We start from the raw sequence: 16,041 nt of genomic DNA, 5'->3' as shown, positions 1-16,041 counted from the left end.
CCCTTCACTCCACCTGCGACTCGTCCGGGTCCCGCGGCTGCTCGCCATCGTCGCGGTCCGGGTCGACGGGTTCGGGGTCGCGTCCGGGTTTCTGCGGGTCCTTGTCCACGGGCAGGTCGTCTTTTCCGGTCATGGGGCACCTCCTGGGGTCATGCTGTTTCGAGCTGGAGGGCTCCTCGGGCGTTCAACTAGAAATCAAAGGCAGGCGCTGCATCCGGCCGTCCATGGCCGCACCGGGCCTCGCCGAGAGGACGAGTGGCATGGCGCAGGGTGCAGGATGCGGCGGCGTCTTCATTGATCCTGCGCAGGCGCTGTTCGCTGGCGTCGCGCAGGCAGTCTTGGAAATGCGCCTCCCCCAGGGGCGTGTCGCGGACATTCCGGGTCCGGATCTCGCAGCGTTGCGCGCGTGTCTCCAGCCAGGCCTTGAACTGCTTCCGATGAAGCGCCCTCTGTTGCGTGCCCTCCCTGGCCAGCAACTGGTCATGCCGGGCCTGGAGACGGTCGTCGACCCTTTGGCGGAGTTCGTATGCACAATCGTTGGTCTCCGCTGCCGAGCCGCGCTCCATGCACGGCGAGGGCGTAGCGGCCCAGGCGAACAGGGGGGTGAGGCCAAGGAGCAGGAGGAGGGGGGCGCGCATGAGATGGCCTGACTACGGTTAGTACAGGCCTCAGAGTGTCGAGGTATGGGCGAGTTCCGGACACCGAATCGCAGGCAACAAAAAACCCGCACTAGGCGGGTTTTTCGTTTGCTTTCAGCTGATGCCGGCACCACCTGAAAGCTTGAAGGTGGTGCCCAGGGACGGAATCGAACCGCCGACACGGGGATTTTCAATCCCCTGCTCTACCAACTGAGCTACCTGGGCAACGGGGCGCTATTAAACGGATTTCATCGGGGGTCGTCAAGCGTGTTTCGAAAAAAATTTTCAGCCTTTACGGGCGCTTACGCGCTCGGGGGGACGTAGCCGTCCGCCTTGGCGTATTCCTCGCCGGAGAAGAACTTGTCCATCTCGGCCTGGAGGAACTTGCGGTCCTCGGCGTTCATCATGTTCAGGCGACGCTCGTTGATCAGCAGGGTTTGGTGCTTCTGCCATTCGTCCCAGGCCTTCTTCGAGACGTTGTTGAAGATATCCTCGCCCTTGGCACCGGGGTAGGGCGGGCGGTCGAGGCCGGGCAGCTCTTCGTTGTACTTGCGGCACTTGACGGTGCGGGTCATGGCTTTTCTCCTGCATTCAATACATCGGCCGCGCGCTTGAGCAGCTTCTTCACCGGGGCGGCGAGGCCCAGGCGCGGCGGGGTGGCGAGGTTATACCAGAGCCAGTCGGCATCGGCCACGACGCCTTGGTCGCCCTCCACATGCACCAGCCAGGGTTCGATGGCCAGCTGGAAGTGGCTGAAGGTGTGGGTCAGCTCCGGCAGCGCCTCGCGCTCGCCCAGGCGCAGGGCGTGCTGGCTGGCGATGGGTTCGAGGGCGGCCAGGTCGTCCAGCTCCGGCAGGCTCCAGAGCCCGCCCCAGAGCCCGGTAGAGGGGCGGCGGTAGAGCAGGATGGCGCCTTCGCGGTTGGCCAGGATGGGCATCAGCGTGCGCTTCTGCGGCAGTTCCTTGCGCGGCTTGGGGATCGGGTAGCGGATCTCCAGGCCGAGCAGGTGCGCCTGGCAGCCGCTCTGCAGCGGGCACAGCAGGCAACTGGGCTTGCTGCGGGTGCAGAGGGTGGCGCCCAGGTCCATCATCGCCTGGGTGTAGTTGTTCACGCGTTCGTGGGGCAGGAAGCGCTCGGCGACCGCCCACAGCTGCCTGGCGACCTTGGGCTCGCCCGGGTAGCCCTCCTGGGCGACGTAGCGGGCCAGTACGCGCTTGACGTTGCCGTCGAGGATCGGCGCGCGCAGGCCCATGGACAGGCTGGCGATGGCGCCGGCGGTGGAGCGGCCGATGCCGGGCAGCTCGGCGAGCTGCTCGACATCGCGGGGGAACTCGCCGCCGTGGCGTTCCATGACGATCTTGGCGGTCTTCTGCAGGTTGCGCGCACGGGTGTAGTAGCCCAGGCCGGTCCACAGGTGCAGCACCTCATCCTCGGGGGCTTCGGCCAGGTCGCGCACGGTGGGCAGGGCTGCCATGAAGCGGTCGAAGTAGCCGAGCACGGTGCTGACCTGGGTCTGCTGCAGCATGATTTCGGAAACCCAGACGCGGTACGGGGTGATGCCCAGCTGCCAGGGCAGGTCATGGCGGCCGTGGCGGTCGTACCAGTCGAGGACGGCGCTGGAGAACTGCTCGGGGCTCATCGCTTGAACAACCCCTTGAGCGCGTCCTTGAGTTCCGGGCTGACCTTGTCGCCGAGCTTCTCTTCGAGCTTCTCGCTGATCTTGTCGCCGGCCAGCCTGGCGGCGATCTTGCCCATGCCGTCCTTGTCCAGGCGGCAGGCCTTGGCGCCGATCTCCAGCGGGCCACGGCAGTGCAGCGGCCATTCGATGCCGACGTAGCGCTTGTTCACCTGGCAGGCCGGGTCGGGCATCTCGCCCTTGTCGCCCTCGATGACGATGCCGATGCGGTAGTCGAGACCGAGCACGCGCAGGTCCACATCACCGTTGCCGCTCAGCGACAGGCCGGGGATGCGCGCCTTGAGGTCGGGGTTGCTGGCCACGCCGTTGTTGAACACCAGGCTGCCCTGCAGCTGCTCGAAGGGGGTCTCCTTGCCGCTGTAGGTGGTGGTGAGGGCCTTGCGGTTGAGCGTGGCGATGCCCTGGCACAGTTGCTGTTCGAGGTTGGCGTCGAGCAGCGCGCCGTCGTTCAGGACGAAGCTGGCGGTGCCGTTGAGGCCGTCGACCCAGGCCTTCTGGCTGTTGCCGCTGGTGCGGATGTCGGCGCTGAGGTCGAGGGCGCCGCGTACCGGGGGCTTCTGTTCCAGGGCGGTGAGGATCTTCTCCACCGGGATGTGGTTGATGCGCTTCTGCGCGGTCAGCAGCGGCACCGGCGGGCGTACGTCGAGGCTGGCCTTGGCCTCGAAGTCGCCGCCGTAGAGGGCGCCACGCAGCTGTTCCAGTTCGACCAGGCCGCCCTTGCCGCGGGCCTTGAGGCGGGCGTCGCCCAGGGGCAGCTTGTCGACGGTCAACTGGCCGAAGGCGAGGTCGGCTTCCAGGTCGAGCTTGCGCAGGGTCTCCAGCGGCAGCACCGGTTCCTGGCTCCAGGCCTGCTGGGTGGGCTTGTCGGGCAGCGGCGTGGTACCGGCCTGGCCGGCAGCGGCGACGGCGCCTTGCACTTCGGCCTGGCGCGCGCTGGTGTCCTTGTCCTTCTTCTGCGGCGGCAGGTAGCGGTCGAGGTCGAGCTTGTCGCCCTTGAGCTGCACGCGCAGGGCTTCTTTGTCGAGGTCGGCGATGGCCAGGCGGCCGTTGAAGGTGCTGTCGTCCAGCTTCAGGTTGAGCTGTTCCAGGGCGAGGCTGCCGGGCGTACCGGCCAGCTTGGCGGCCATCTCGAATTTCTTCAGGGTGCCGGCGTCCTGCATGGGTGGCAGTTCGACGCCGAGCCCGGCGAGGAACTCGCGCAAATCGAGCTGGGCGATGGACAGGCCGCCTTCCAGGCGTGGGGTCTTGTCGAGGTCGTGGACCTTGAGCTCGCCGAGGGCGCGCAGCTGGTTGGCGGAGAGCTTCAGGCCGTTCCACTCGGCGACGTTGGCGGCGAGGTCGGCCAGCAGCTGGCCCTGGGCGTTGAAGGTGAGGGTCTTGCCCTTGAGCGGCTCGCCCGAGGCTTCACCGCTGAGCCTGGCGTCTTCGAGCTGGTAGCGCTTGAGGGCGCGGTCGAAGCGCAGGCTGGCGGCCAGTTCGGTCTTGGCGCGCATCAGCGGCTGGTTGCTGCCGAAGAAGGCGGTGAGCTTGAACGGGATGCTGGCGGCTTCGCGGATGGCGCCGGTGGTCAGCTCGATGCTTTCGGCGCTGTATTGCTTGCCGGTCTTGGCGTCGGTGTAGTCGACGCGGGCGTTGTTCACGGTGAGGCTGTCGATGTCCAGCTTCAGCGGGCGCGCCGGCGCGCTGTCGGGCTGCTGGGCCGGGGTATCGCCCGGGGTGCCCGGCTCGGTGGCGTCGGTGGGCGCGGCCTGGGTAGCCTGGGCCGGGCGGCCGATGTCTTCCCAGTTGCCGTGGCCCTTCTCGTCACGCATCAGGGTCAGGTTGAGGCCCTCGATGCGGATGTCGCTCATCTGCACTTCCTTGCGCAGCAGCGGCAGCACGCGCACGGAGAGGCCGAGCATGGCCAGGTCGGCGAAGGGTTTGTCGGGGGTGGCGGCGCTGGCCAGGGTGGTGTCGTGCAGCTCCAGGCCCAGCCAGGGGAACAGGCTCCAGCCGATGTCGCCCTTGAGGTCGAGTTCCAGGTTGGCCTTGTCGCGGGCGATCTGGCGGATCTCGTCCTTGTAGTCGTTAGGGTCGAACAGGTGGGTCAGGGCGAAGCCCAGCGCCACGACGATCAGCAACAGTCCGAGGAGGAGTAGGCCCAGGAGTTTGCCGATGGATTTCATGGACGAGTCCTTGTGGTGGATGCAGTTGGATTGAGGGCGCCGAGTATAGCGCCCGTGAGGTCAGGTGTTTGGATGATGAAATCGCCCGGCGGTTCACCGGCTGCCCGGCGGATCTGGCGCGCGTCGCACCGCCGTTTGGCGTGAGCGGCCGGGAAGGGCGGCGTGGCGCTGATCTAGTCTGGCCGCCACCGGTATGACAATGACGAGGTGCCCATGAACGTGGCGGTGCTGGCCTTCCCGCTCTACATCCTGCTGATGCTGCTGGAGCTCGCCTACGAGCGGTATTCCGGCCGCTCCACCTACCGCCTGGCGGACGCCGCCACCAGCATCAACACCGCCGTGCTGCGGGTGCTGCTGGAAGGCCCGCTGCGCCTGCTGCTGGTGCTGCCCTATGCCTGGCTCTACGAACACGGGCGGCTGCTGGAGCTGGATGCGGCCTCGCCCTGGGTCTGGCTCGGCGGCTTCGTCGCGGTGGATTTCTGCTTCTACTGGGCCCACCGCACCCTGCATCGCTACAACCTGCTGTGGGGCGCGCACCAGCCGCACCATTCCAGCGAGGACTTCAACCTGTCCACCGCGCTGCGCAAGGGGGCCTTCCAGACCGCCTTCGACTGGCCCTTCTACCTGCCCCTGGCGCTGCTCGGGCTGCCGTTGCCACTGTTTCTGGTGCTGCTGGGCGTGCAGCTCACCTACCAGTTCTGGATCCACAGCCAGCACGTAGGGCGCCTTGGCTGGCTGGAGACGGTGCTGGTGACGCCGTCGCTGCACCGCGTGCATCACGGGCAGAACGATTGCTACATCGATCGCAACCACGGTGGTGTGTTCATCCTCTGGGACAAGCTGTTCGGCACTTTCACCGAGGAGCGCGAGCCGGTGATCTATGGCGTGACCACGCCGGTGCGCACCTTCGACCCGATCCGCCTGCAGTTCAGCTGGTGGCGGCTGCTCTGGGCCGACGCCCGGGCGACCCGCTCCTGGTGGGACAGGCTGCGCCTGTGGTGGATGCCTACCGGCTGGCGCCCGGCGGATGTGCGCGAGCGGCCCTGGCCGGCGATGACCGAGGAGCGTTTCGAGGCCAATTACCCCCGGCAGCTGGTGGCCTACGCCTTCGTGCAGTTCCTGCTGATCAACCTGCTGGCGCTGGGTTTTCTCGCCAGCGTGCGCCGCGCGGCGGTGTGGGAGCCCTGGCTGCTGGTGGTGGCGATCCTTGCGGGCTGCCTGAGCCTGGGGGTGCTGTTCGAGGGGCGCGGCACCCTCTGGAGAGTCGAGGCGCTGCGCCTGGTGGCGATGGCCGGCCTCGCGCTGGGCTGGAGCGTCTGGCTGGCGCCGGGGCTGTGGTGGCTGGGGCTGGTGCTGGTGGGGGTGTGCCTGGGCAGCCTGGCCTGGCTGGTGCTGCTGGGCCGCACGGCGCAGGGGGCCGCGACGGCCTGAGGCTTAGAAGCCGACCAGCGGCAGGTGGGTGCGGGCGGCCAGCGCTTGGCTTTCCAGGTGGTCGGCGGGGGCTGCCAGCTGCAGCTCGCAGCCGGCTTCACGGGCCATGCGCCGGGCTTCGTCGAGCAGGCGCCCGGCCACGCCACGCTGGCGGGTGATGGCACGCACGCAGAGGTGCGAGAGCTGCCAGTGCTTTTCGCCACGGCGCAGCAGGGCTGCACCGAGCAGGCGATCGTTGAAGCGGCCGGTGATCAGGCTGCCTTCGGCCAGCGCGGATGTGACCAGGTGCTCAGTCCCGGCAAAAGGTGCGAACAGCCAATCGGGGGCGTCGGCGTAGATGCGGGCGAGGTCGTTCCTGTCCTGGTCGCTGATCGTGCTGGGGGTTTCGACGATGACGGGCATGCGAGTCCTTATTGAGGCGCGGGCGGTGAGGACGGGATAATACGCGACGCAATGCCGCAGTCTCGTGGGACTTGCGGTTTTGCGCGTGGCCCGTGCTTGGGGAGCAACCAGTTCGGTACGGGCCGCCCACCTGCGTGCACCTATAAAGGATAAATAATCAATGAGCAGTACCTTGAGTCCGGGCAGCGACGCCCGGCCGGCGTTCCTGTCGAAGGAACGGACGGTGGCCCGACAGGGCTTCAACCGCTGGCTGGTTCCGCCGGCGGCCCTCGCCATCCACCTGTGCATCGGCATGGCCTACGGTTTCTCCGTGTTCTGGCTGCCCCTGTCCAAGGCCATCGGCATCACCGCGCCGGTCGCCTGTGCCCCCGAGCTGGGCTTCTTCGCCCAGGTCTTCGCCAGCGATTGCGACTGGCAGATCTCGATGCTCGGCTGGATCTACACCCTGTTCTTCATCTTCCTCGGCTGCTCGGCCGCCGTCTGGGGCGGCTGGCTGGAACATGCCGGGCCGCGCAAGGCGGGCCTGGTCTCGGCCTTCTGCTGGTGCGGCGGCCTGCTGATCGCGGCGTTCGGCGTCTATATCCACCAGATCTGGCTGATGTGGGTGGGCCTGGGCGTGATCGGCGGCATCGGCCTCGGTCTCGGCTATATCTCGCCGGTTTCGACCCTGATCAAGTGGTTCCCGGACAAGCGCGGCATGGCCACCGGCATGGCGATCATGGGCTTCGGCGGTGGCGCGATGGTCGGTGCGCCCCTGGCTGCCGAGCTGATGAACCACTTCGCCAGCGCTGAAAGCGTCGGCGTCTGGCAGAGCTTCGTGGTCATGGCGGCGATCTACTTCGTCTTCATGGTCGGTGGCGCCCTGGCCTACCGCGTACCGCCGACCGGCTGGAAGCCCAAGGGCTGGACCGCACCGGTGAAGCGCGTCAACAACGCGATGATCACCAAGGGCCACGTCCACGTGAACACCGCCTGGAAGACCCCGCAGTTCTGGCTGGTCTGGGCCGTGCTGTGCCTCAACGTCTCCGCCGGCATCGGCATCATCGGCATGGCCTCCCCGCTGCTGCAGGAAGTCTTCGCCGGCAAGCTGATCGGCAACCACCTGAGCTTCAACCAGCTTGATGCCGCGCAGCTGGCGCAAATCGCCGCCATCGCCGCGGGCTTCACCGGCCTGCTGAGCCTGTTCAACATCGGTGGCCGCTTCTTCTGGGCGTCCTTCTCCGACCTGATCGGGCGCAAGGCGACCTACTTCGTGTTCTTCGCCCTCGGCTTCGTGCTCTACGCGCTGGTGCCCTGGACCGGTCACCTGGGCAGCGTCGCGTTCTTCGTGTTCTGCTTCTGCCTGATCCTGTCCATGTACGGCGGCGGCTTCGCCACCGTGCCGGCCTACCTGGCGGACCTGTTCGGCACCCAGATGGTCGGTGCCATCCACGGACGCCTGCTGACCGCCTGGGCCTTCGCCGGCATCCTCGGCCCGGTGCTGGTGAACTACATCCGCGAATACCAGCTGAGCATCGGCGTCGAGCGTGCCGCCGCGTACGACATCACCCTGTACATCCTCGCCGGCCTGCTGGTGCTGGGCTTCATCTGCAACATGCTGGTGCGCCCGGTGGATCCGAAGTACTTCATGACCGACGCCGAACTGGCCGCCGAGCGTGCCATCGGCCATGACGCCAGCAAGGAAGCCGCAGACCTCGAGTGGGCGGCCGATCCGTCCAGCAAGCCGCTGGTGATCGCCGCCTGGCTGGCCGTGGGCCTGCCGCTGGCATGGGGCGTGTGGATCACCCTGCAGAAGACAGCTGCGCTGTTCAGCTGAGTGCCACGCCTGTGAATCGCCGGGGCCGACAGCATGTCGGCCCCGAGCGTTTCAGCCCTCCTGCAGTCCTCCCGCCGATCGGCTTCAAGCCCGTCGCATTCTCGGCCTATAATGTCGCCCCTTTTGCCCAATGATTTTTGCGGAGCTGGTGATGGCCGAACGTAAGGCATCCGTCGAACGCAACACCCTGGAGACCCAGATCAAGGTCTCGATCAACCTGGATGGCACTGGCAAGGCGCGCTTCGACATCGGCGTGCCCTTCCTCGAGCACATGCTCGACCAGATCGCCCGCCATGGGCTGATCGACCTGGACATCGAGTGCAAGGGTGATCTGCATATCGACGACCACCACACCGTCGAAGACGTCGGTATCACCCTCGGCCAGGCCTTCGCCCAGGCCATCGGCGACAAGAAGGGCGTCGTCCGCTACGGCCACTCCTACGTGCCGCTGGACGAAGCGCTGTCGCGCGTGGTGATCGACTTCTCCGGTCGCCCCGGCCTGCAGATGCACGTGCCCTTCACCCGCGCCGTGGTCGGTGGCTTCGACGTGGACCTGTTCCAGGAGTTCTTCCAGGGCTTCGTCAACCACGCCCTGGTGACCCTGCACATCGACAACCTGCGTGGCCACAACACCCACCACCAGATCGAGACCGTGTTCAAGGCCTTCGGCCGCGCGCTGCGCATGGCCATCGAGCTCGACCCGCGCATGGCCGGCCAGATGCCTTCCACCAAGGGCGTGCTCTGATGCAGACGGTCGCTGTCATCGATTACGGCATGGGCAACCTGCACTCGGTTGCCAAGGCCCTGGAACACGTGGGCGCCGGGCGGGTGATGGTCACCAGCGACGCCAACGTCATCCGCGAGGCCGATCGCGTGGTCTTCCCCGGCGTGGGGGCGATCCGCGACTGCATGGCCGAGATCCGCCGCCTGGGCTTCGACGAACTGGTGCGCGAAGTGAGCAGGGACCGTCCCTTCCTCGGCATCTGCGTCGGCATGCAGGCGCTGCTGGAGCACAGCGAGGAGAACGGCGGGGTCGACTGCATCGGCCTGTTCCCCGGCAAGGTGCGCTTCTTCGGCAAGGGCATGGTTGAGGATGGCGAGCACCTGAAGGTGCCGCACATGGGCTGGAACGAGGTGGCCCGTACCCTCGACCACCCGCTGTGGCACGGCATTCCCGACCACGGCCGCTTCTACTTCGTGCACAGCTACTACATCGAGGCCGGCAACCCGCGCCAGGTGGCCGGTCGCGGCCACTACGGCAAGGATTTCGCCGCCGCGCTGGCCGAAGGCTCGCGCTTCGCCGTGCAGTTCCACCCGGAGAAGAGCCACACCAACGGCCTGCAGCTGCTGCAGAACTTCGCCGCCTGGGATGGCCGCTGGTAAGCCATGAGCCGCGCGAAGAAAGCCCCCGTCCTGCAACTCGATGCCGCCCAGACGCAAGGCGCCGTGCTGGCGATCAAGCGCTTCATGGCCGAGCGCTTCGAGCTGGAGCTGGGCTCGTTCGAGGCCGAGGAAGTACTGGATTTCTTCGCCCGGGAATTCGCCCCGACCTTCTATAACAAGGCGATCTTCGACGTGCAGGCGCACCTGAAAGACAGGTTCGAGAGCATCGAGAGCGACCTGTGGGCGCTCGAGAAAGGTAACTGAGGGCGACGAGTCCCAAGCTGCAAGAGAAACCAATGCGCCTGCTTGCAGCTTGAGGCTCGCAACTTGCCGCTCTTTTAGACGTTAGGAAAAAAGACATGCTGATTATTCCCGCAATCGATCTGAAGGACGGTGCCTGCGTGCGCTTGCGCCAGGGCCGCATGGAAGATTCCACGGTGTTCTCCGACGACCCGGTGAGCATGGCCGCCAAATGGGTGGAGGGTGGCTGCCGCCGCCTGCACCTGGTGGACCTGAACGGTGCCTTCGAAGGCCAGCCGGTGAACGGCGAGGTGGTCACCGCCATTGCCAGGCGCTACCCGAACCTGCCGATCCAGATCGGCGGCGGCATCCGCTCCCTGGAAACCATCGAGCACTACGTCAAGGCCGGTGTCAGCTACGTGATCATCGGCACCAAGGCGGTGAAGCAGCCGGAATTCGTCACCGAGGCGTGCAAGGCCTTCCCGGGCAAGGTCATCGTCGGCCTGGACGCCAAGGACGGCTTCGTCGCCACCGACGGCTGGGCCGAGGTCAGCACCGTGCAGGCCGTGGACCTGGCCCGTCGCTTCGAGGCCGACGGCGTCTCCGCCATCGTCTACACCGACATCGCCAAGGACGGGATGATGCAGGGCTGCAACGTCGAGGCCACCGCGGCCCTGGCCGCCGCCAGCCGCATCCCGGTGATCGCCTCCGGCGGCATCCACAACCTGGGTGACATCGAGAAGCTGCTGGCCGCCAAGGCCCCCGGCATCATCGGCGCCATCACCGGCCGCGCCATCTACGAAGGCACCCTGGACGTCGCCGAGGCCCAGGCCTTCTGCGATGCAGCGACAAGCGGCAAGCGATAAGCGACACGTAACGGCGCTGCTGGTCCTGGCCCGCTCCTGAAGCGCGCCGCTTGCAGCCTGCAGCTGTTTTTCGGAGAAAAAGCATGGCCCTGGCTAAACGCATCATCCCCTGCCTCGACGTGGACAACGGCCGCGTGGTCAAGGGCGTGAAGTTCGAGAACATCCGCGATGCCGGTGATCCGGTGGAGATCGCCCGTCGCTACGACGAGCAGGGCGCGGACGAGATCACCTTCCTCGACATCACCGCCAGCGTCGATGGCCGCGACACCACCCTGCACACGGTGGAACGCATGGCCAGCCAGGTGTTCATCCCGCTGACCGTGGGCGGCGGCGTGCGCACCGTGCAGGACATCCGCAACCTGCTCAACGCCGGTGCCGACAAGGTCTCCATCAACACCGCCGCGGTGTTCAACCCGGAGTTCGTCGGCGAGGCCGCCGCGCGCTTCGGTTCCCAGTGCATCGTGGTCGCCATCGACGCGAAGAAGGTTTCCGCACCCGGGGAAACGCCGCGCTGGGAAATTTTCACCCACGGCGGGCGCAAGCCCACCGGCCTGGATGCCGTGGCTTGGTCGAAGAAGATGGAAGAGCTGGGTGCCGGCGAGATCCTCCTGACCAGCATGGACCAGGACGGCGTGAAGAGCGGCTATGACCTGGGCGTCACCCGGGCCATCAGCGAAACCGTCGGCATCCCGGTGATCGCCTCCGGTGGCGTGGGCAACCTGGAGCACCTGGCGGCCGGCATTCTCGAAGGCAAGGCCGACGCGGTGCTAGCGGCGAGCATCTTCCACTTCGGCGAATTCACCGTGCCGGAGGCCAAGGCCTATCTCGCAAGTCGCGGCATCGTCGTGCGTTGAGCACGATTCTTGCCTTTAATTGAGCTTCGGCTGCAACCGTGATCCGGTTCGCAGCCTGGGCGGCTGACGTCGTTACCCTGTACCCACGGGGACCGAATCAGCGGTTTTTCCCATCCCTCCTTACAAGGTAGTTGTATATGTCGAAACGCCTCCTGCTCGCTCTGGCGGGCACTCTCATGGTGCTGGCCGGATTCGCCCGCGCCGATGTGGATGAGAATTACTCGGTGGTGCTGCTGACGGAGAATTTCCCGCCCTACAACATGGCGATCAACGGAAAGAACTTCGCTCAGGAAGACAACGTCGACGGCATCGCCGTGGACGTGGTGAAGGAAATGTTCAAACGCGCAGGCATCAAGTACAACCTGACCCTGCGCTTCCCCTGGGAGCGCATCTACAAGCTGGCGCTGGAGAAGCCCGACTACGGCATCTTCGTCACCGCCCGCCTGCCGGAGCGCGAGCAGTCCTTCAAGTGGGTCGGCCCCATCGGCCCGGACGACTGGGTCCTGCTCGCCCGTGGCGACAGCACCATCAGCCTCACCAGCCTGGAGCAGGCCAAGCAATACAAGGTCGGCGCCTACAAGGGCGATGCCATCTCCCAGGCCCTGGCCGAGAAAGGCATCGAGGCAACGACCTCCCTGCGTGACCAGGAGAACGCCAAGAAGCTGGAGAAGGGCCAGATCGACCTCTGGGCCACCGGTGACCCCGCCGGCCGCTACCTGGCCAAGCAGGAAGGCGTCTCGGGCCTGAAGACCGTGCTGCGCTTCAACAAGGCCGAACTGTTCCTGGCGCTGAACAAGGAGACCCCCGACGAGGTGGTCAAGCGCCTGCAGGACGCGCTGGACAAGATGCGCGCCGAGGGCCTGGTCGACCAGATCCTCAACAGCTACCTGTGATACCCAGCGACCGGCCAAGAGCCGGTCGCTTGCCATTGGATGGCAGGACGGGGCGATCCATACGTCCGTGGGCCGAGGCCCATGCAGGGAAGTCGCTAGCCATAACCACAAATTCAAGCGAGCGGATGACAATGCACAAACTGATGAGAAACGCCCTGACCCTGGGCCTGATGTTCCTGGCCTTCGGGGCCCGCGCCGAGCTTCCGGCCGACTACAAGGTCGTGTTGCTGACCGAGAACTTCCCGCCCTTCAACATGGCGGTGGACGACAAGAACTTCGCCCGTGACGACGGCATCGACGGCATCAGCACCGATATCGTCCGCGAGATGTTCAAGCGCGCGAACATCGAATACACCCTCACCCTGCGCTTCCCCTGGGATCGGCTCTATCGCCTGACCCTGGACAAGCCCAACTACGGCCTGTTTTCCACCACCTTCACGCCCGAGCGCCAGCCGCTGTTCAAGTGGGTCGGCCCCGTCGCCAAGACCGGCTGGGTGCTGCTCGCCGCCCCGGGCAACAACATCGCCCTCAAGGACCTGAAGAGCGCCGGCCAGTACCGCATCGGCGCGTACAAGAACGACGCCGTGAGCCAGCACCTGGAAAGCCAGGGCCTGTCCCCGCAGAACGCCCTGCGTGACCAGGAGAACGTGAAGAAGCTGATCAAGGGGCAGATCGACCTGTGGGCCACCACCGACCCGGTCGGCCGCTACCTGGCCAAGCAGGAAGGCGTCACCGGCCTGCAGACCGTGCTGCGCTTCAATGATGCCGAGCTGTACCTGGCCTTCAACAAGGACACCCCGGACGAGGTGATCGAGCGCCTGCAGAAGGCCCTCGACCAGATGCGTGCCGATGGCTTCGTCGACGAAGTGACCAAGAACTACCTGTAACCCCGCCTGCCGCTACCCATCTCGCAGGGTGGGTAGCGCTTGCACCGTTCTGGTGCTTTGACGTTCTGTCGATTAGGCCCCGTGTACACACGGGCTGCCCATCACCGGGTAAAAATCCGGATTCGTAGAGCGTCGACGTGCCTTGGTCCCTATGAAGGGGCGTAGCCAGACTTCGGCGTGTGGACATAGGGTGTGCCACGCGCACCAGGGGAGCCTGCCAGAAGCACCGTGTGGCGGTGCGCACGGCACACCCCACGGCACGCGTTCATCCTGCTGGGTTCTCAACTCGAATCGTCAGGGGCAGAGCCGATAACTCATGACCACGCCCTAAGGGCGTGGTTTCCCAAGCTCAAATGAACCCCCTCATACGGCTGCTCTGGCAGGCTCTGCCGTGCGCGTCAGTCCAGGCGGTAGCTGTGGATGCGCTTGTCCGGGTTGACGTCGTACCAGTCGCCTTCTGCCCAGAACACCCGGTCGGTGCGCGGGTCCAGCCCCTGCACGCCCAGGTAGCCTTCGATGGCGAGGCGGCTCCAGCTCCGACCCCAGTCACGTGAATAGAACACCGCATCGGAGGAAATGGTCGCCGGCTCGCCGTTGCCCTTTGGGTAGAGCCACAGGGGGACGCTGTAGCTGCTGTCGGTATTGGCCAGCAGAACCCCCTTGCCGATGCTGAACCCGCGCAGGCCGGTGCTGGAGGGCAGCGGCCAGAATGGGCTGGGCAGGCTGCCCCGGGCTTGCCAGTCGAGGGTCTGCCGGTCCAGTTCGGCGACCCGGGTGGCCTCGTCTCCTTCGCGCTCGATCACCGCGATCACGCGCTTGTCGTCGTTGCTCACCACCTCGTCCAGGTGCAGGCCGAACTCCCGTTCCAGCGGGCCCATCCGCCACTGGCCCTGTTCACGTACCAGGCGGGCCTTGCTGGTGACGAACACCGGGGTGGTCAGGTACATGCCGTCGGGCTCGCCGTAGAGAAAGGACTGCGAGACCCAGATCGCCGCGTGCTGGTCGTCGAACTGCCGGATGTGGCTGGTGATGCGGCCGTACTCGCCGTTGTAGTCGCCCCAGTTGACGCCTTCAGGTGCGCGACTGCGGATGGTGTCGAGGCTGACCAGCAGATCGTCGCTGGCGACGATCGCCTCGCGGGTCGCGCCCTGGTCGGGCGAGTAGTAGAGGCCGCCGCGCAGGTTCTCGGGCGCGCCGTAGGCACTGCCGCTCTGCGGCAGGCTGGCCCAGGCCCAGACCTGCCGGTTGTCGAAGAAATAGGGTTCGAGCGCCCAGGCCAGGTCGTTGGCCTCCGCCAGCAGGCCCTGGTCCAGGGGCGCCCAGCTGGCGCCCTGGTCGTCGCTGCGCAGGACCACCGTCTGCCGGATATCCGCCTGCTGCCACTCATCGGGGCGGTTGACGCCGGTGAGCAGGTAAAGGGCGTCGCCATCGGGCGTCGCCACCAGGCAGGCGGTTTCGCCGAGGTGGGCGACCTGGACGAACTCGCCGTTGGCGTCGAGCCGCGACAGGTAGGTGGTCTGCGGATCGCTGGAGAGGCCGCCGCCGAAGAGGCCACCGAAGCCCGAGGGCTCCTCGTCGTCCGGTTCGGCAGCGCCGCCGCGGATCAGTGCATCGAGGTCGATGCCGGGCTGTTCCTCGGCCTTTTCCGCGCGGTCCATTCGGCCGACCAGCCAGGTGTTCTTCGGTGTCGCCAGCACGCCGGTGCAGTATTGCTGGCGGGCCCGTTGCTCGACGCGGCTGGTGGTGCCCACGACCTCTTCGCCCGGGCTGGCGCCGCCGAGTTCCAGCTTGGCGCTGACAATGATCCAGATATAGCCCGTGGGCACCGCCGCGGCGATGGCGAACGCCAGGAGGAGGAGGGCCTTGATCAGGGAAACGCGACGGGACATGGAGCGGCATCCTTGCAGAAGAGGCGCTGAAGCCTAAGTATTCGCCGCACGTTTGCCCAGCCGCGATGCCGGGGAATTTGCGCTGGCGCACGCCGATTCAGCGATAGACGCCGCCCTTGCCGTGGGCCGCCATGGCGCGGTTGCTGCGCAGGGCGATCATCTGCTGCACCCCGATCAGCTCGAAGCCCTGTGCCTTCAGGCGCGGTAGCTCGCGTTCGAGCAGCGCCAGGGTGGCGGGGTGGGGGTGACCGATCATCACCGCCGAGCCTTGCTTGCGGGCGAGCTTGAGCGCGGCTTGGAACTGTGCGGCGATGGCTTCGGGGTGCATGTCGTCGTCGAGGAAGACATCCCGCGAGAGGCTCGCCAGGCCGATCTTCTGCGCTTCGGCGGCGGCCACGGTGGCGGCGCTGGTGCGGCTGTCGATGAAGAAGCGGTGATCGCCCTGCAGGCGGTGCATCAGCCAGGCCATGGCCTGGGGCTGGGCGGTCATGCGGCTGCCCATGTGGTTGTTCAGGCCCTGGGCGTGAGGCACCACGCGCAAGGCGGCGTCGAGGCGCCGCTGCAGTTCGTCCACCGGCATGTCCGGGCGCCAGGCGAAGGGGCCGCCGGCCGGGTCCATGGGCAGGTGCAGCATCACCGTCTTGCCGGCGGCGTGGGCGGTGTTGGCCAACTGGGTGGCGTGGGGCGCATCGGGGATGATCGACAGGGCCACCGGGCCGGGCAGGGCGAGCACGCGTCGATCACGCTCGGGTGTCTGGCCGAGGTCGTCGATCACCAGGGTCAGGCGCGGGCGGCTGTCGAGCGGGGTGGCCGGAGCGGCGGGAGCGGCCTGCGCCGGCCCGTCGGCCTTGGCGGGCGGTGTTGCCGGGCCTGGGTTGGAC

At 66.6% G+C, this 16,041-nt stretch carries 17 protein-coding genes and 1 tRNA gene; 9 read left to right on the top strand and 9 right to left on the bottom strand.

The features are described 5' to 3' along the window. Nucleotides 1-4 precede the first annotated feature (4 nt). The 6 genes from DMX10_RS33155 to DMX10_RS08900 all read right to left on the bottom strand — a co-directional run bounded on the left by DMX10_RS33155 (nucleotide 5) and on the right by DMX10_RS08900 (nucleotide 4,499). Complete coding sequence (locus DMX10_RS33155; protein WP_256604778.1) at nucleotides 5-133, bottom strand: hypothetical protein; 129 nt, start codon at nucleotides 131-133, stop codon at nucleotides 5-7. 55 nt (nucleotides 134-188) lie between these two features. After that, the gene (locus DMX10_RS08920; RefSeq protein WP_111260749.1) at nucleotides 189-638 is read right to left on the bottom strand and encodes a lysozyme inhibitor LprI family protein; all 450 of its coding nucleotides are present in this window, start codon (nucleotides 636-638) and stop codon (nucleotides 189-191) included. A gap of 149 nt (nucleotides 639-787) precedes the next feature. Next, nucleotides 788-863, bottom strand: a tRNA-Phe gene (locus DMX10_RS08915). Nucleotides 864-940: 77 nt separating this feature from the next. Beyond that, entirely contained in the window at nucleotides 941-1,213 is a 273-nt protein-coding gene (locus tag DMX10_RS08910) for an oxidative damage protection protein (protein WP_111260748.1), read from the bottom strand. Beyond that, nucleotides 1,210-2,277 carry an A/G-specific adenine glycosylase gene (gene mutY, locus DMX10_RS08905; RefSeq protein WP_111260747.1) on the bottom strand — a complete coding sequence of 356 codons (1,068 nt, stop codon included), beginning with the start codon at nucleotides 2,275-2,277 and terminating at the stop codon, nucleotides 1,210-1,212. Before mutY ends, DMX10_RS08910 begins: the two co-directional genes overlap by 4 nt. After that, entirely contained in the window at nucleotides 2,274-4,499 is a 2,226-nt protein-coding gene (locus DMX10_RS08900; RefSeq protein WP_111260746.1) for an AsmA family protein, read from the bottom strand. Before DMX10_RS08900 ends, mutY begins: the two co-directional genes overlap by 4 nt. 213 nt (nucleotides 4,500-4,712) lie before the next feature. Between DMX10_RS08900 and DMX10_RS08895 the strand changes: the two genes are divergently transcribed. Next, nucleotides 4,713-5,930, top strand: a complete 1,218-nt coding sequence (locus DMX10_RS08895; protein ID WP_111260745.1) for a sterol desaturase family protein — start codon at nucleotides 4,713-4,715, stop codon at nucleotides 5,928-5,930. A 3-nt stretch (nucleotides 5,931-5,933) separates the two neighbouring features. Here DMX10_RS08895 and DMX10_RS08890 read toward each other — a convergent pair whose 3' ends face one another. After that, nucleotides 5,934-6,332, bottom strand: coding sequence for an acetyl-CoA sensor PanZ family protein (locus DMX10_RS08890; protein WP_111260744.1), 399 nt, complete (start codon nucleotides 6,330-6,332; stop codon nucleotides 5,934-5,936). 160 nt (nucleotides 6,333-6,492) lie between these two features. On the opposite strand from DMX10_RS08890, the gene DMX10_RS08885 reads away from it, so the two are divergent. The 8 genes from DMX10_RS08885 (at nucleotide 6,493) to DMX10_RS08850 (ending at nucleotide 13,271) form a co-directional block, all read left to right on the top strand. After that, nucleotides 6,493-8,148, top strand: coding sequence for an OFA family MFS transporter (locus DMX10_RS08885; RefSeq protein ID WP_111260743.1), 1,656 nt, complete (start codon nucleotides 6,493-6,495; stop codon nucleotides 8,146-8,148). Nucleotides 8,149-8,299: 151 nt separating this feature from the next. Then, nucleotides 8,300-8,893, top strand: a complete 594-nt coding sequence (gene hisB, locus DMX10_RS08880; protein WP_111260742.1) for an imidazoleglycerol-phosphate dehydratase HisB — start codon at nucleotides 8,300-8,302, stop codon at nucleotides 8,891-8,893. Further along, nucleotides 8,893-9,531: an imidazole glycerol phosphate synthase subunit HisH gene (gene hisH, locus DMX10_RS08875; protein WP_111260741.1), complete on the top strand. Its 639-nt coding sequence runs from the start codon at nucleotides 8,893-8,895 to the stop codon at nucleotides 9,529-9,531. Before hisB ends, hisH begins: the two co-directional genes overlap by 1 nt. A 3-nt stretch (nucleotides 9,532-9,534) precedes the next feature. Then, complete coding sequence (locus DMX10_RS08870; RefSeq protein WP_111260740.1) at nucleotides 9,535-9,795, top strand: DUF2164 domain-containing protein; 261 nt, start codon at nucleotides 9,535-9,537, stop codon at nucleotides 9,793-9,795. Nucleotides 9,796-9,890: 95 nt separating this feature from the next. Then, complete coding sequence (gene hisA, locus DMX10_RS08865; protein WP_111260739.1) at nucleotides 9,891-10,637, top strand: 1-(5-phosphoribosyl)-5-[(5-phosphoribosylamino)methylideneamino]imidazole-4-carboxamide isomerase; 747 nt, start codon at nucleotides 9,891-9,893, stop codon at nucleotides 10,635-10,637. Between the two features lie 83 nt (nucleotides 10,638-10,720). Next, nucleotides 10,721-11,491: an imidazole glycerol phosphate synthase subunit HisF gene (gene hisF / locus DMX10_RS08860; RefSeq protein WP_111260738.1), complete on the top strand. Its 771-nt coding sequence runs from the start codon at nucleotides 10,721-10,723 to the stop codon at nucleotides 11,489-11,491. Nucleotides 11,492-11,628: 137 nt separating this feature from the next. After that, the gene (locus DMX10_RS08855; RefSeq protein ID WP_111260737.1) at nucleotides 11,629-12,384 is read left to right on the top strand and encodes an ABC transporter substrate-binding protein; all 756 of its coding nucleotides are present in this window, start codon (nucleotides 11,629-11,631) and stop codon (nucleotides 12,382-12,384) included. A gap of 131 nt (nucleotides 12,385-12,515) precedes the next feature. Continuing rightward, complete coding sequence (locus DMX10_RS08850; protein WP_111260736.1) at nucleotides 12,516-13,271, top strand: ABC transporter substrate-binding protein; 756 nt, start codon at nucleotides 12,516-12,518, stop codon at nucleotides 13,269-13,271. Between the two features lie 398 nt (nucleotides 13,272-13,669). Here the strand turns inward: DMX10_RS08850 and DMX10_RS08845 are convergent, their stop codons facing one another. Both DMX10_RS08845 and DMX10_RS08840 read right to left on the bottom strand, forming a co-directional pair. Then, nucleotides 13,670-15,160, bottom strand: coding sequence for a hypothetical protein (locus DMX10_RS08845; protein ID WP_111260735.1), 1,491 nt, complete (start codon nucleotides 15,158-15,160; stop codon nucleotides 13,670-13,672). 97 nt (nucleotides 15,161-15,257) lie between these two features. Beyond that, nucleotides 15,258-16,041, bottom strand: a 784-nt coding sequence (locus DMX10_RS08840; RefSeq protein WP_256604777.1) for a divergent polysaccharide deacetylase family protein, incomplete at its 5' end; no start/stop codon positions are given.

Source organism: Pseudomonas sp. 57B-090624, assembly GCF_003234055.1.
Lineage (GTDB): Bacteria > Pseudomonadota > Gammaproteobacteria > Pseudomonadales > Pseudomonadaceae > Metapseudomonas > Metapseudomonas tohonis.
The sequence above is the reverse complement of the archived record's forward strand: the minus strand, read 5'-3'. Positions and strand labels throughout refer to the sequence as shown.